Source organism: Streptomyces chlorus (genome assembly GCF_042655885.1).
Classification (GTDB): domain Bacteria; phylum Actinomycetota; class Actinomycetes; order Streptomycetales; family Streptomycetaceae; genus Streptomyces; species Streptomyces chlorus.
On the sequence record NZ_JBHSOA010000100.1, the window covers coordinates 28,890 to 44,158 of the forward strand.

At 72.8% G+C, this 15,269-nt stretch carries 11 protein-coding genes and 1 tRNA gene; 11 read left to right on the plus strand and 1 reads right to left on the minus strand.

Annotation, left to right across the window (positions count from 1 at the left end):
• Positions 1-224: 224 nt before the first annotated feature.
• From ACFPZI_RS32490 to ACFPZI_RS32535, 10 genes are all read left to right on the plus strand, one after another.
• A complete protein-coding gene (locus ACFPZI_RS32490; RefSeq protein ID WP_381370821.1) occupies positions 225-797 on the plus strand; it encodes a YqgE/AlgH family protein in 573 nt (190 codons plus the stop codon).
• 28 nt (positions 798-825) lie between these two features.
• On the plus strand, positions 826-1,122 hold the full coding sequence (locus ACFPZI_RS32495; RefSeq protein WP_042173251.1) for a DUF3039 domain-containing protein: 297 nt from the start codon (positions 826-828) through the stop codon (positions 1,120-1,122).
• Between the two features lie 206 nt (positions 1,123-1,328).
• A complete protein-coding gene (locus tag ACFPZI_RS32500; protein WP_381370762.1) occupies positions 1,329-2,621 on the plus strand; it encodes an extracellular solute-binding protein in 1,293 nt (430 codons plus the stop codon).
• A gap of 4 nt (positions 2,622-2,625) precedes the next feature.
• Positions 2,626-3,588 carry a carbohydrate ABC transporter permease gene (locus tag ACFPZI_RS32505; protein ID WP_381370763.1) on the plus strand — a complete coding sequence of 321 codons (963 nt, stop codon included), beginning with the start codon at positions 2,626-2,628 and terminating at the stop codon, positions 3,586-3,588.
• A 29-nt stretch (positions 3,589-3,617) separates the two neighbouring features.
• The gene (locus ACFPZI_RS32510) at positions 3,618-4,463 is read left to right on the plus strand and encodes a carbohydrate ABC transporter permease (protein WP_381370822.1); all 846 of its coding nucleotides are present in this window, start codon (positions 3,618-3,620) and stop codon (positions 4,461-4,463) included.
• A 1-nt stretch (position 4,464) separates the two neighbouring features.
• Positions 4,465-6,135 carry a beta-N-acetylhexosaminidase gene (locus ACFPZI_RS32515; RefSeq protein ID WP_381370764.1) on the plus strand — a complete coding sequence of 557 codons (1,671 nt, stop codon included), beginning with the start codon at positions 4,465-4,467 and terminating at the stop codon, positions 6,133-6,135.
• Between the two features lie 340 nt (positions 6,136-6,475).
• A complete protein-coding gene (locus ACFPZI_RS32520; RefSeq protein ID WP_381370765.1) occupies positions 6,476-7,369 on the plus strand; it encodes an FAD binding domain-containing protein in 894 nt (297 codons plus the stop codon).
• Positions 7,366-9,297 carry a 2Fe-2S iron-sulfur cluster-binding protein gene (locus ACFPZI_RS32525; RefSeq protein WP_381370766.1) on the plus strand — a complete coding sequence of 644 codons (1,932 nt, stop codon included), beginning with the start codon at positions 7,366-7,368 and terminating at the stop codon, positions 9,295-9,297. Before ACFPZI_RS32520 ends, ACFPZI_RS32525 begins: the two co-directional genes overlap by 4 nt.
• Complete coding sequence (locus ACFPZI_RS32530) at positions 9,294-11,636, plus strand: xanthine dehydrogenase family protein molybdopterin-binding subunit (protein WP_381370767.1); 2,343 nt, start codon at positions 9,294-9,296, stop codon at positions 11,634-11,636. The genes ACFPZI_RS32525 and ACFPZI_RS32530 overlap by 4 nt, the downstream gene beginning before the upstream one ends.
• A 492-nt stretch (positions 11,637-12,128) precedes the next feature.
• Positions 12,129-13,343, plus strand: coding sequence for an SUKH-4 family immunity protein (locus ACFPZI_RS32535; protein ID WP_381370768.1), 1,215 nt, complete (start codon positions 12,129-12,131; stop codon positions 13,341-13,343).
• A gap of 20 nt (positions 13,344-13,363) precedes the next feature.
• Here ACFPZI_RS32535 and ACFPZI_RS32540 read toward each other — a convergent pair.
• A tRNA-Cys gene (locus ACFPZI_RS32540) sits at positions 13,364-13,435 on the minus strand.
• Positions 13,436-13,665: 230 nt separating this feature from the next.
• On the opposite strand from ACFPZI_RS32540, the gene ACFPZI_RS32545 reads away from it, so the two are divergent.
• The gene (locus tag ACFPZI_RS32545; protein ID WP_381370769.1) at positions 13,666-15,237 is read left to right on the plus strand and encodes an MFS transporter; all 1,572 of its coding nucleotides are present in this window, start codon (positions 13,666-13,668) and stop codon (positions 15,235-15,237) included.
• The last annotated feature ends 32 nt before the right edge of the window (positions 15,238-15,269 follow it).

Here is a 15,269-nt window from a genome sequence, read left to right on the forward strand (position 1 = left end):
CACCGCAACACGAGCAGTTCCCCTCCGGCCACTCGGGGTCACCGCCGTCACCGTGCGCCGGGGGTGCTTCCGTACGCCCGCGGGGCGCCCGCGGGGCGCCCGCGGTCCGATCCGGCCCGTCCCTACCGGCGCCTCACCAGGTCGCTCGCGGCCGACCGGCCGCGTTCACCCCCGTACTCCGATTGCCTCCCCACGGAAGAGGAAGATACGGAATCATGTCTGGCATGACCGAGGTGTCCTCGCTCACAGGGCGGCTGCTCGTGGCCACGCCCGCCCTGGCGGACCCGAACTTCGACCGCGCGGTCGTGCTCCTCCTCGACCACGACGAGGAGGGCTCCCTCGGTGTCGTGCTCAACCGCCCGACCCCGGTGGGCGTGGAGGACATCCTGGAGGGCTGGGCGGACCTGGCCGGCGAACCCGGGGTCGTCTTCCAGGGCGGCCCGGTGTCGCTGGACTCGGCCCTCGGCGTCGCCGTCGTCCCCGGCGGGACGGGTGGCGGGGCCGCCCCGCTGGGCTGGCGCCAGGTGTACGGGGCGATCGGACTGGTCGACCTGGAGGCACCGCCGGAGCTGCTCGCCGCCGCCCTCGGCTCGCTGCGCATCTTCGCCGGATACGCGGGGTGGGGCCCCGGCCAGCTGGAGGACGAGCTGGTGGAAGGCGCCTGGTACGTCGTGGAGTCGGAGCCCGGCGACATCTCGTACCCGGTGCCGGAGCGGCTCTGGCGCGAGGTGCTGCGCCGCCAGCGCAGCGAGCTGGCGATGGTGGCCACCTATCCGGACGACCCTTCGCTCAACTGATGCGGGTGAGCTTCAGTACCCTTATTTCATGAGCACTCTTGAGCCCGAGCGCGGGACTGGTACGGGGACCCTGGTAGAGCCGACGCCGCAGACCTCCCACGGCGACGGCGACCACGAGCGCTACGCCCACTACGTCCAGAAGGACAAGATCATGGCGAGCGCTCTCGACGGCACGCCCGTCGTGGCGCTGTGCGGCAAGGTGTGGGTGCCGGGCCGCGACCCGAAGAAGTACCCCGTCTGCCCCATGTGCAAGGAGATCTACGAGTCCATGAGCGGCGGCGACGACGACAAGGGCAAGGGCGGCAAGGGCAAGGGCGGCAAGTAGCCGCGCCGGGCTCCGGCCCCCGGGCGCGTTGTGCGTGCCCGGGGGGCCTTTGTGATGCCCGCGCGTTGCGTGGAGTGCGTCAGCCGGTCACAGAGTGGTCGAGACCTCTTGTGGGCCGGTTCACCTAGTACCTAACCTCCGGTGTTGTTGTGCACAGCGAAACCGGCGTTGCACATGGTGCAACGCCTCATCGGAGGATGCAGTCCATGAAGTTGTCCGTCCGTCTGGTCGCCCTCGCGGCCGTCATCGCCACCGCCGCCTGCGCGCCCCAGACTTCGGGGGACTCCTCCTCCGACAAGGACGAGAAGACCGGGACCTTACGTGTCTGGCTCTTCCAGGAGGTCAACAACGCACCCAAGGAAAAGGCCGTCGAGTCCGTCGTCGCCGGATTCGAGAAGGCGCACGACGGCACCGAGGTCACCGTCGAGTACATCCCGGTCGAGACCCGCGCCGAGCGCATCAAGGCCGCCTTCAACGATCCGAAGTCCGCGCCCGACCTCGTCGAGTACGGCAACACCGACACCGCCGGCTATGTGAAGGACGGCGGACTCGCCGACGTCACCGAGGAGTTCGGCGCCTGGGACGAGGCCAAGGACACCGACCCGACCGCCCGGCAGTCGGTCACCGTCGACGGCAAGGTCTACGGGACGCCGTACTTCGTGGGCGTCCGCGCCCTCTACTACCGCACGGACGTCTTCGACGAACTCGGGCTCGAACCCCCCACCTCGCAGACCGAACTGATCTCCACCGCGCGGGAGATCCACGCCGCGAAGCCGGACCTGTACGGCATCGCCGTCGGCGGCGCCTACACCTACGGCGCGATGCCCTTCATCTGGGCCCACGGCGGTGAACTCGCCACCGGCAAGGGAGGCTCGTACGCCTCCGCGATCGACACCCCCGCCGCCCGCAAGGGCATCGAGGCGTACACCTCCCTCTTCGGAGACGACAACTGCCCGGCCGCCAAGTGCGCCGGCATGGGCGGCAACGACACGGTGAGCGCCTTCGCCTCGGGCAAGGCCGCCATGGCGATCGGCGGCGACTTCAGCCACGCGGCGATCGAGGCCGGGACGGTGAAGGGCAAGTACGCCGTCGTACCGCTGCCGGGCGTGAAGTCCGGGTCCATCGCCCCCGCCTTCGCGGGCGGGAACAACCTCGGTGTCCTGAAGTCGACCTCGCACCGCACCCTCGCCGTCGACCTGATGCGGCGGCTCGCCTCGAAGAAGGCGCAGGGCGAACTGTTCGACGCGATGGGCTTCCTGCCGACCTTCTCGGACGTGCGGCAGCAGGTGGCCGCCAAGGAACCGTTCCTGAAGCCGTTCGTCAAGACCCTCGCCGCCGACACCCAGTTCGTGCCGGCCTCGCCCGCCTGGGCGCAGATCGACGCCTCGCTGGTGCTGCCGACCATGTTCCAGGAGGTCGTCAGCGGCAAGAAGGACGTGGCGGCCGCGTCCGGGAGCGCGGCGAAGAAGATGAACGAGGCGTTCGGCTCGGTGGGCTGAACCAGTGCCCGCACAGGACACGGTGGCCGTGCGGAAGCGTCCCGCGCTCCGCACGGCCACCGCCCCCCACACGCCCCGAGGTACCCGGGGCCGCGGGGCCGGCCTCACCCCCTGGCTCTATCTCGCCCCCGCCCTCGTCGTCCTCGGCGGGCTGCTCGCCTACCCCGTCCACCAACTCGGCCTGATCTCGCTCTTCCACTACACCCAGGCACAGGTCAGCGGCGGCGAACCGACCACCTTCCAGGGCCTGGGCAACTACACCGAACTCTTCGCCGACGAGCGGTTCTGGCAGGTGCTGCTCACCACCGTCCTGTTCGCGGCGGCCTGTGTGGTCTCCACCCTGGCCGTGGGCTGCGCGCTCGCCGTGCTGCTCACCCGGGTGCGTGCCGTGCCCCGGCTCGCGCTGATGCTGGCTGCGCTCGGCGCCTGGGCGACCCCGGCCGTCACCGGCTCCACGGTGTGGCTGCTCCTCTTCGACGCCGACTTCGGCCCGGTGAACCGGGTGCTGGGCCTCGGCGACCATTCATGGACGTACGGGAGATACAGCGCCTTCTTCCTCGTCCTGCTCGAAGTCGTCTGGTGCTCCTTCCCGTTCGTGATGGTCACCGTCTACGCCGGCATCCGGGCCGTGCCCACCGAGGTGCTGGAGGCCGCCGCCCTGGACGGCGCCTCGCAGTGGCGCGTCTGGCGCTCGGTGCTCGCCCCGATGCTCCGGCCGATCCTGGTCGTCGTCACCATCCAGTCGGTGATCTGGGACTTCAAGGTCTTCACCCAGATCTACGTCATGACGGGCGGGGGCGGCATCGCCGGCCAGAACCTGGTCCTCAACGTCTACGCGTACCAGAAGGCGTTCGCGTCCTCGCAGTACAGCCTGGGCGCCGCGATCGGCGTGGTGATGCTGCTGATCCTGCTCGCCGTCACGCTGGTGTACCTGCGGCTGCTGCGCCGCCAGGGGGAGGAACTGTGACTCTCGTGAGCCAGGACGGGGTGCGCCAGGTGAATTCTGTGCGCAGGTTCGTACGGCGTCCGTGGCGGCTCGCGGCCGAGGCGACCGCGCTGGCGGTCGCGGCGGTGGTGGCCTTCCCGCTGTACTGGATGGTGCTGAGCGCCTTCAAACCGGCCGGCGAGATCGAGTCGGACCGGCCGCGGCCGTGGACCCTGACCCCCACCCTGGATTCCTTCCGACGGGTGTTCGGACAAGAGGAATTCGGCCGGTACTTCCTCAACAGCGTGGTCGTCGCGGTCGCCGTGGTGCTCGCCTCCGCGCTGATCGCCTTCCTCGCGGCGACCGCCGTGACGCGATTCCGGTTCCGTATGCGGACCACCCTGCTGATCATGTTTCTGGTGGCCCAGATGGTGCCCGTGGAGGCGCTGACGATCCCGCTGTTCTTCCTCATGCGGGACGCGGGCCAGCTGAACACGCTGTGGTCGCTGATCCTGCCGCACATCGCGTTCTCGCTGCCGTTCGCGATCTGGATGCTGCGGGGGTTCGTGAAAGCCGTTCCCGAGGCGCTGGAGGAGGCCGCCTACATCGACGGCGCGAGCCGCGCGCGGTTCCTGTGGCAGATCCTTTTTCCGCTCGTTCTGCCGGGGCTTGTGGCCACCAGCGTGTTTTCCTTCATCTCCACCTGGAACGACTTCCTGTTCGCCAAGTCCTTCATCATCAGCGACATCTCGCAGTCGACGCTGCCGATGGCCCTACTGGTCTTCTACAAGCCGGACGATCCCGACTGGGGCGGCGTGATGGCGGCGTCCACGGTGATGACGATTCCGGTGCTGGTCTTCTTCGTACTCGTACAGCGACGCCTGGTCTCCGGACTGGGCGGCGCGGTGAAGGACTGACATGACATCACCGACGGAACTGATCCCCGCGCCCCGCAGCGTCGTCGCCGGCTCCGGCGAGGTACGGCTGACGGCGCACTCCCGGCTCTACGCCGGCACCGCGACGGAGGGCGTCGGTCACTGGCTGAGCACCGTGCTCCGGCAGGCCACCGGCCTGCCGTTGCGCGAGGGACGGGAGCTCGACGACACCGACGGCGACGGTATCGGGCTCCAGCTCGACCCCGGGCTGGGCCCCGAGGAGTACCGCCTCGTCAGCGACTGGACCGGCGTCCTGATCGAGGGAGGCAGCGCGGCCGGTGTCTTCCGGGGTGCCCAGACACTGCGGCAGCTCCTCGGCCCCGACGCGTACCGCAGGGCTCCACTCGGCCGCGACCGGGTCTGGGCCGTGCCGCACGTCACGATCGAGGACGCCCCCCGCTTCCGCTGGCGCGGCCTCATGCTCGACGTCGCCCGGCACTTCATGCCCAAGGAAGGCGTGCTGCGCTATCTCGATCTGATGGCCGCGCACAAACTCAATGTCCTGCACTTCCACCTGACGGACGACCAGGGCTGGCGCATCGAGATCGAGCGGTACCCGCGGCTGACGGAGGTCGGTTCCTGGCGCGCCCGGACGAAACTCGGCCACCGCGCCTCACCCCTGTGGAACGACACGCCGCACGGCGGCCACTACACCCAGGACGACATCCGGGAGATCGTCGCCTACGCGGCCGAACGGCATATCGCCGTCGTCCCCGAAATCGACGTGCCCGGCCACTCGCAGGCCGCCATCGCCGCGTATCCGGAACTCGGCAACACCGATGTCGTCGACACCTCCTCGCTGACCGTCTGGGACACCTGGGGGATCAATCCGAACGTACTCGCCCCCACCGACACCACCCTGCGCTTCTACGAAGGAGTGCTCGAGGAAGTCCTGGAACTTTTTCCCGCCGAGGCCACGGGCGCCCCGGCGTATTCGTCGTTCTCGTCGTTCGTGCACATCGGCGGCGACGAATGCCCGAAGAACCAGTGGCGTGCGTCGGGCATCGCGCAGAAACGGATCGCCGATCTCGGACTGGCCGACGAGGACGCCCTCCAGTCCTGGTTCATCGGGCACTTCGCCGGCTGGCTCGCCGAACGGGGCCGCCGGCTGATCGGCTGGGACGAGATCCTCCAGGGCGGCCTGGCCCCGGGCGCCGCCGTGTCCTCCTGGCGCGGCTACGCCGGCGGGGTCGCCGCCGCCCGCGCGGGGCACGACGTGGTCATGTGCCCCGAGCAGTACGTGTACCTGGACCACCGCCAGGACGGGGGCCCCGAGGAGCCGGTACCGATCGGGTACGTGCGCACCCTGGAGGACGTCTACCGGTTCGAACCCGTGCCGGCGGAGCTGACGCCCGAGGACGCCGGGCGGGTGCTCGGCACCCAGGCCAACGCCTGGTCCGAGGTGACGGAGAACCAGGCGAGGGTGGACTACCAGGTCTTTCCCCGGCTCGCCGCCCTCGCCGAGGTCGCCTGGAGCACGCTGCCCGCCCCCGCGGAACGGGACTTCGCGGGCTTCGAGCGCCGGATGGCCGCCCACTACCGGCGACTCGACGCCCTGGGCGTCGCCTACCGCCCGCCCACCGGCCCGCTGCCCTGGCAGCGGCGCCCCGGCGTGCTGGGCCGCCCCATCGACGGCACACCCCCGAACCGGTAACGCCTGCCGAACCGGTAACGCCTGCCGAACCGGTGGCGCCCACCGAACCGGTGGCGCGTGCCGCGTCCGGAACCGGTCATGCGCAGAAGTCCGCCCCATCCCGAACCAGGTCACCCAAAAAAAGTCGCAAGAATCATCGAACGGTGCCAATTCGAGCACGCGGACGATAGCGTGCGAAAACGGGCCAAGTGGGGTGTGAGGTGGGTGAACGCCTCCTAGCGGACCCCTGTCTTCGGTGCTCGCGAAGATGTGCCAGAGTTGCCACGTCCGCCCTGTCAGGTCGTACCGTACGGCTGCAACAGGTGGGACCACGTGGGGCCGCGGGAAGGGGCAGCCGGTTTTGAGCACGCACGCACCGCAGGCGGCGCAGGCCGTGACGCTGCCCACGACACTGGACGAGGCCGTGGCGGCGCTGACCGTCACGCCCGCCGCCGTGCCCGTCGCGGGCGGCACCGATCTGATGGCCGCCGTCAACTCCGGGCAGCTCAGGCCGACGGCGCTGGTCGGCCTCGGCAAGATCAGCGAGATCCGCGGCTGGCAGTACCAGGACGGCCACGCGCTGCTCGGCGCCGGCCTCACCCACGCCCGTATGGGCCGCCCCGACTTCGCCGCCCTCATCCCGGCGCTCGCCGCCTCCGCGCGTGCCGCGGGACCGCCGCACATCCGCAACGCGGGCACCCTGGGCGGCAACATCGCCTCCGCCGCCCCGACCGGTGACTCGCTGCCCGTGCTGGCCGCGCTCGAGGCGACGCTGATCATCGCGGGCCAGGGCGGAGCCCGCCGGGAGATCCCGGTGTCGCACCTGCTGGCCGGGATGGACATGCTGCGTGCCGGTGAACTCATCGGCTACGTGCGCGTGCCGCTGCTGCACGCCCCGCAGGTCTTCCTGAAGGCCACCGGCCGTACCGGCCCCGGCCGCGCGCTCGCCTCCGTCGCCCTGGTGCTGGACCCCGCCCGGCGCGGTGTCCGCTGCGCGGTGGGCGCCATAGCGCCGATGGCGCTGCGGCCCCTGGAGGCCGAGCAGTGGGTCGCCCAGCTCATCGACTGGGACAACAACCGCGCGCTCGTGCCGGAGGCGCTGAACGCGTTCGGGGAGTACGTCGCCGCAGCCTGCATCCCCGATCCGGCCCCCGACGAGGACGGCTCCGTCCCGTCGCTGCCGCCCGCGGTACTGCACCTGCGGCGCACCGTCGCCGCACTGGCCCGACGAGCACTGGGGAGGGCGCTGTCGTGACCGACGACCAGCACGGAGAGGGCACGTCCGGCACGTCCCACAACGGCGGCAGCCGCTGGGACCCGTTGCCCCAGGGGGACTACGACGACGGCGCCACGGCCTTCGTGAAGCTCCCCGAGGGGGGCATCGACGCCCTGCTGGACTCGATGGAGAGCCCGCTCGCCGCGCCCGGCCACGGCTATGTGCCGCCGCCCATCACGGTCACCCCCGCCACCACCGCGGGCACCGGCCCCGCGGTCACCGGCAGCTGGGCGGTGCCGGGCACCGGAGCGCCGGGCGTCCCCGTCGACGGCGTCCAGTGGCACGACCCGCAGGCAGGCCGGCCCGGGGAGGCCCCCGGGGCGTACGCGGCGCAGCAGCACGGCGGCCAGGACCGGTTCACGTACGACCCCGGGGCCTCCGGGCAGTGGCACGTCGAGGACACGCCCGGCGCCGGCGAACCGGCACCGGGTGCCGACGTGACCGGCCAGTGGTCGATCCCCGTCGCGGGCGGCGATCTCCCGGACGAGTCCGGCGAGTTCACCACCTCCGCGCTGGCCGAGCAGTGGGGGGCCACCCCGCCGGTCACCCCGCCCCCCACCCTCCCGGGCGGCGCCCCCGCACCCTGGGCCACGCAGGCCATCGGGCAGCCGTGGGGACCGGGCGTGCCGGGCGTGGACCCGGATCACCCCGGCTCCGCTCCCGGCCGGGAGCAGGGCCGGGAGCAGGGCCGGGAGCAGGGCGGCCCGGAACCCGACTGGCGCGCGGACCACGGTCAGGGAGCCCCCGCGCACGGTCGGGCGGGCACCGCCGGCCCCGTCCGGGAGCGGCCCGACGGACGGCCCGCCCCCGGCCACGACTCCCCGCCCCTGTCGCGAGGCGTGCCGCAGCCGCCCCCCGCCGAGCCCCACTGGCGGTCCGGCACCGGGACCTTCCCGGGGGCGGCCGGCGGTCGGTCCGTCCCGGAGCTCCGCGAGCACCCGCAGCCGGGCCCGGAGGGCGCCGCACGGCCCGTAGGCGGGCCCGGGAAGGCTCCGGGGGCCGCCAGGGGCTCCCAGCGGCCCCAGGGCCCGCACGACGCCCCGGAGGGCCCGGGAGCACCGGAAGGCATAGCAGCCCCGGAGGGCGCGAGGGACCACGCCGAGGCGACCCCGGACGGACCCGTCGGACCGGAACCCGCAGGTGCCGGCACCGGGACCGGGACCGGGACCGGGACCGGCATCGGCCCGGACGCACCCGACGGCACGTCACCCGGGCACGAGCCGCTGTCCGGTGCCGCGCACGACGACCACCCCCTCGCCTCCTACGTGCTGCGCGTCAACGGCACCGACCGGCCCGTCACCGACGCCTGGATCGGCGAGTCGCTGCTCTACGTGCTGCGCGAGCGCCTCGGCCTCGCCGGCGCCAAGGACGGCTGCTCACAGGGCGAGTGCGGGGCCTGCAACGTGCAGGTCGACGGCCGGCTCGTCGCGTCCTGCCTGGTCCCGGCCGTCACCGCGGCCGGCAGCGAGGTCCGTACCGTCGAGGGCCTCGCCCAGGACGGCCGGCCGTCGGACGTGCAGCGCGCGCTCGCGCGGTGCGGCGCGGTGCAGTGCGGCTTCTGCGTACCGGGCATGGCGATGACCGTGCACGACCTGCTGGAGGGCAACCCGGCGCCCACCCGGCTGGAGACCCGCCAGGCCCTGTGCGGCAACCTGTGCCGCTGCTCCGGCTACCGGGGCGTGGTGGAGGCCGTCCAGGAGGTCGTCGCCGAACGCGAGGCCTTCGCCGAGGCCGACCACGCCGACCAGGGCGACGACCGGGGCACGGGCCGGGGCTTCGGCAGCGAAACGGGCGAGTTCCGCATCCCGCACCAGGCAGGACCGGGCGCCGGCGGCGTCGGCCCCGCCGCCTTCCCGGACCCCGGACCGCATGACCGGCTTTACGGCCGGGACGGAGGCCAGGCATGAGCAACGAGGCCACCACCGCGCAGGCCGCACAGGCCACGGAGGACACCGCCGGGACGGAACCGCCCCCGCGCGGACTCGGTGTCTCCCTGCCGGCCGCCGACACCCGAGCCAAGACCGAGGGCACCTTCCCGTACGCCGCCGACCTGTGGGCCGAGGGCCTGCTGTGGGCGGCCGTGCTGCGCTCCCCGCACCCGCACGCGCGGATCGCGTCCATCGACACCACCCACGCGCGCGAGATGCCCGGCGTGCACGCCGTCGTCACCCACGAGGACGTCCCCGGCACCCCGGTGTACGAGCGCGGCCGGTCCGACCGCCCGGTCTTCGCCTCCGACGTCGTACGCCACCACGGCGAGGCCATCGCCGCCGTCGCCGCCGACCACCCGGACACCGCGCGGATGGCCGCCGCCGCCGTCATCGTCGAGTACGAGGTGCTCGACCCGGTGATCGACCCCGAACAGGCCTTCGAGGCCGAGCCGCTGCACCCCGACGGCAACCTGATCCGGCACATCCCGCTGCGGCACGGTGACCCGGACGCGGCCGGTGACCTCGTCGTCGAGGGCCTGTACCGCATCGGCCGCCAGGACCCCGCCCCCATCGGCGCCGAGGCCGGACTCGCCGTCCCCCGTCCGGACGGCGGGGTCGAGCTGTACCTGGCCTCCACCGACCCGCACGGCGACCGGGACGCGGCCGCCGCCGCGTTCGGCCTGGAACCCGACCGTGTGAAGATCGTCGTCACCGGGGTGCCCGGCGCGACCGCCGACCGCGAGGACCAGAGCTTCCAGTTGCCGCTCGGCCTGCTGGCGCTGAAGACCGGCTGCCCGGTCAAACTCACCGCCACGCGCGAGGAGTCCTTCCTCGGCCACGTCCACCGGCACCCCACCCTGCTGCGCTACCGCCACCACGCCGACGCCGAGGGCAAGCTGGTGAAGGTCGAGGCGCAGATCCTGCTCGACGCGGGCGCCTACGCCAACACGTCGTCGGACGCGCTGGCCGCCGCCGTCGCCTTCGCCTGCGGCCCCTACGTCGTCCCGAACGCCTTCATCGAGGGCTGGGCGGTCCGCACCAACAACCCGCCCTCCGGCCATGTGCGCGGCGAGGGCGCCCTGCAGGTGTGCGCCGCCTACGAGGCGCAGATGGACAAGCTCGCCAAGAAGCTCGGCCTCGACCCGGCCGACCTGCGCATGCGTAACGTCATGGCGACCGGCGACATCCTGCCCACCGGCCAGACCGTGACCTGCCCCGCCCCGGTCGCCGAACTCCTCGAGGCGGTGCGGGACCACCCGCTGCCGCCGCTGCCCAAGGACACCCCCGAGGACGAGTGGCTGCTGCCCGGCGGCCCCGAGGGCGCGGGCGAACCAGGCGCGGTACGCCGTGGGGTGGGCTACGGCCTGGGCATGGTGCACATGCTCGGCGGCGAGGGCGCGGACGAGGTGTCCACGGCCACCGTGAAGGTCCAGGACGGGGTGGCGACGGTACTGTGCGCGGCCGTCGAGACCGGCCAGGGCTTCACCACGCTGGCCCGGCAGATCGTCCAGGAGGTCCTCGGCGTCGACGAGGTGCGCGTGGCACCCGTGGACACCGACCAGCCCGCCGCGGGCGCCGGCTGCCGCGGCCGGCACACCTGGGTGTCGGGCGGTGCGGTGGAACGCGCGGCGAAGATGGTCCGCACCCAGCTCCTGGCGCCCCTGGCCCACAAGTTCGGCATGTCCACCGAGCTGCTCCAGATCACCGACGGCCGGATCACCTCGTACGACGGCGTGCTGTCGACGCCCGTCGCCGAGGCCCTGGAGGGCAAGGAACTGTGGGCCACCGCCCAGTGCCGTCCGCATCCCACGGAGCCCCTGGACGAAGCCGGCCAGGGCGACGCCTACGTCGGAATGTCCTTCTGCGCGATCCGCGCGGTGGTCGACGTCGACATCGAGATCGGCTCCGTACGGGTCGTGGAACTGGCCGTCGCCCAGGACGTGGGGCGGGTGCTGAACCCGGCCCAGCTGGCCGCCCGGATCGAGGCGGGCGTGACCCAGGGCGTGGGCGCCGCGCTCACCGAGAACCTGCGCACGCCGCGCGGTCTGGTCCGGCACCCCGACCTCACCGGCTACGCCCTGCCGACCGCCCTGGACGCGCCCGACATCGAGATCGTGAAGCTGGTCGAGGAGCGGGACGTGGTCGCGCCGTTCGGCGCGAAGGCGGTCAGCGCGGTGCCGGTGGTGACCTCGCCGGCGGCCATCGCCGCCGCCGTCCGCGCGGCCACCGGCCGCCCGGTCAACCGTCTGCCGATCCGCCCGCAGGCCGCGGTGGTGACCAGCGGCCGGGACCGGCTGGTCAGATCCGCCGACTGACATTCGCCGACTGGCATCCGTCGGCTGTCGTCCGCCGACTGGCATCCGTCGGCTGTCGTCCGTCGGCCGGCATCCGCCGTGTCGTCCGCCGGTTGACGTCCGGTCGGGACGTGCCTGCTGCTGACGTGGGCCTGACGTCCGGTGGCCGACGTCGGGTCAGGACCCGCTGTGACGTGGGGCCGACGTCAGTGGCCGGCACCGGCCGGCGAGGCCGGGCGGCCGGAGAATGTTCACGTTGATTCTCGTGTGAAGGCAACGCACGGGGGGTACTTGAGCGTCTTATGCGCTGGGGGCGTCCGTATCCGTATCCCGGCCGGTCGCCCGCCCGCTCCTGATCCGGGGCGTTGTCAGTGGCGGCGCGTAGTGTTCCGAGTGGTGGGGACGGCTGCCGGGTTCGGAGGGCCGGGGTCCGTCCTGTCCGGGCGGGGCGGTGCAGTCCGGAGCGGCGAAGCACGGGACACGGGACTGAGCACACGTATGCACGGGGGAGCCATGAGCACGACCGACACCGCTGCCACGGATGCCATGAATGCCACGGTTATTGCGGCAGCGATCACCCTGACCGAGGACGACCTCGATCCGTTCATCACGCACGCGCCCACGCGCCGCTGGCTGACCGGCCCCGGACTGCCCTGCGACAGCGGCCTGTTCAGCTTCGCGCAGTTGCGGGGCGAGGGCCTGCGCACGGTCGCCGGCTCGACCGGTGACCCGGGCGAGGGGCTCTCCGCGGAGCTGCGGGAGCAGGTGGTCATCGGCGGACTGCTCGGCCCTGCGGGCCCAAAGTCGGAGTCGGTCCTGCTCGACGGCGCCACCGGCGAGGTGTCGACGACGTACTTCTTCCACGACCGGCCCGACCTGATGGACCGTCGTCCGCTCGCCCCGTCGCTGCCGACCCTGGTGCGGTTCGCCGCCGCGACGGATGAACTGGCGGGATTGCGCGGCCAGTTCGCCGCCTACGCGGGCCGCTGGGGCACGAAGGCGGTGGCGGAGGCCTCGCGGCAGCTGCTCGCCGTGTTCGAGGAGGGGGCGGACGGCGAGCCGGCACCGCTGTGGCGGATGGCCGCGCTGATCCGCCCGCTGACCCTGGTGGCTGGTCCGGGTACGGCCTCGGGGCTCGCCCTGGACCTCCCGGTCCGCCTGCTCGACCAGGAGTTCGGCCGGCGGGGCGTGGTCCGTTTCGAGGAGTTCGACTTCCCCGCGACGCTGACGCACGAGCCGACTCGCCGCTTCCTGCGCGAGACGGGCCTGCCCGAGGACGGCTTCCTGTTCCAGCTGGACACCGACCTGCCGCTGCGGACCCTCGCCGAGTACCACGACGACGACTGCGGCGACGACCCCGGCGCGTTCCCGGCCGGCCGTCTTCCCGCCCACGCCGACCGGCTCATCCGCCTCGGCCATCTGGTCGAGGACAACAGCCTGGTCGTCGACGGCGCCACCGGCGCGGTCCTGAACTTCAGCGAGCCGGAATCCGTTCTGTACCCGCTGAACACTGACATCTCGACCCTCGCCTTCACCCTCTGGCTGCTGCACCGCGAGCACGCCATCGACGAGGAGTCGGGCCACGCCCTGACCAGCGAGACGTACGACCAGCTGGCCATGACGATGATCCAGGTCCTGTCCTCCGTCGACCCGACGGGCGCCACGACCGACGCCGACTGGCACTACTGGACGGAGCTGTTCCAGGACGAGGCGGGCGGGGTGCTCTGAGAGCACCCCGCCCGCAGGGGAGGCCGTGGCGGGAATCGAACCCGCGTAATTCGCTTTGCAGGCGAATCCCTGAGCCACTCGGGCACACGGCCAAGACCGGGGGCGAGGTGTGGTCTTCGCCACCCCGCCGCCGCGAACTCGGTACGCCGACCGTACGGCGGGGCGGCGTGGCGCTCAAGGTATTCCGGTGCGGTGCAACGGGACTGCCACACGCCGTTCATGAACGCCGGGGCGGGCGGCCGGGGGAGTACGACCAAGGTCCCGGTGCCGGTCCGACCCCCGACAGGCGTCAAAGCGTCCTGTGGCCCTTACTCTGGCGCCCATGGCCGCCCCGAACCCGCGCGACACGGCTGTCGCCAAGACCTCCGGCGCCCCACCCGGGCCCACCGCTGTGACCATGCCGCCCGCCCCCGGCGGCGAGCGGGACGAGGGCGTGCTGAGCGGCCCCTACCGGGCGCTGAGCATCGGCATCGTCTCCGTGGTGCTGCTGATCGCCTTCGAGGCGACGGCGGTGGGCACGGCCATGCCGGTCGCGGCGCGCGAGCTGGACGGGGTGTCGCTGTACGCGTTCGCGTTCTCGGCGTTCTTCACGACCAGCCTGTTCGCGATGGTGCTCTCCGGCCAGTGGTCGGACCGGCGCGGGCCGCTCGCGCCGCTGACCACGGGCATCGCCGCCTTCGCCGCGGGGCTGCTGCTGGGCGGGACGGCGGGCTCGATGTGGCTGTTCATCCTGGGACGGGCCGTGCAGGGCCTCGGCGGCGGGATGGTGATCGTCGCGCTGTACGTCGTCGTCGGCCGGGCCTACCCGGAGCGGCTGCGTCCGGCGATCATGGCCGCGTTCGCGGCGAGCTGGGTGGTGCCGTCGATCGTCGGCCCGCTCGCTTCCGGAGCGGTGACCGAACACATCGGCTGGCGGTGGGTGTTCCTCGGCATCCCGGTCCTCGTCGCGTTCCCCCTCGCCCTCGCCCTCCCGCAGATACGCCGCCGGGCGTCCGGCCCGGCGGGTGACGGCGCGGACGCACCGGCCTCCTTCGGCGGCCGCCGCATCCGCCTCGCCCTCGCGATCTCCTTCGGCGCCGCGCTGCTCCAGTACGCCGCCCAGGACCTGCGCTGGATCTCCCTGCTGCCCGGCGCGGCGGGCGTGGCGCTGCTGGTGCCCGCGGTGCTGGGGCTGCTCCCGCGCGGCACCTGGCGGGCGGCGCGCGGTCTGCCCTCGGTGGTGTTGCTGCGCGGCGTCGCCGCGGGATCCTTCATCGCCGCCGAGTCCTTCGTCCCGCTGATGCTGGTCACCCAGCGCGGTCTCAGCCCGACTCTCGCCGGGTTCTCCCTCGCGGCGGGCGGCGTCACCTGGGCGCTGGGCTCCTGGATCCAGTCGCGGCCCCACCTGGAACCGCACCGGGAGCGGCTGACGACCCTCGGGATGCTCCTGGTGGCGGGGGCCATCGCGGCGGCCCCGAGCGTGCTGATCGAGACGGTCCCCGCCTGGACCCTGGCCGTCGCCTGGGCGTTCGGCTGCCTCGGGATGGGCCTGGTGATCTCCTCCACCAGCGTCCTGCTGCTCCAGCTCTCCGCACCCGAGGAGGCGGGCACCAACTCCGCCGCCCTCCAGATCTCCGACGGCCTCTCCAACGTCCTCCTGCTGGCCGCCGGGGGAGCGGCCTTCGCCGCCCTCGGCGGCGGCACGGTCACCCACGGGACCACGGACGCCACCGGCTCCCACCCGGCCGCCTTCGTCGCGGTGTTCCTGCCGATGGCGGCGGTGGCACTGGCGGGGGTGTGGGTGACGAGGCGGCTGTGGGAAGCATCGCGGGGCAGTTGCGGAGGCTGTGACGTCGGTCCCACCCCCGAGTGCCGCCGTCCGGCCCGGGCACCGTCCGGACCGGGGCGCGGATAGGGTGGCCCGGTTGCCGTACGCCGACCGCCGGG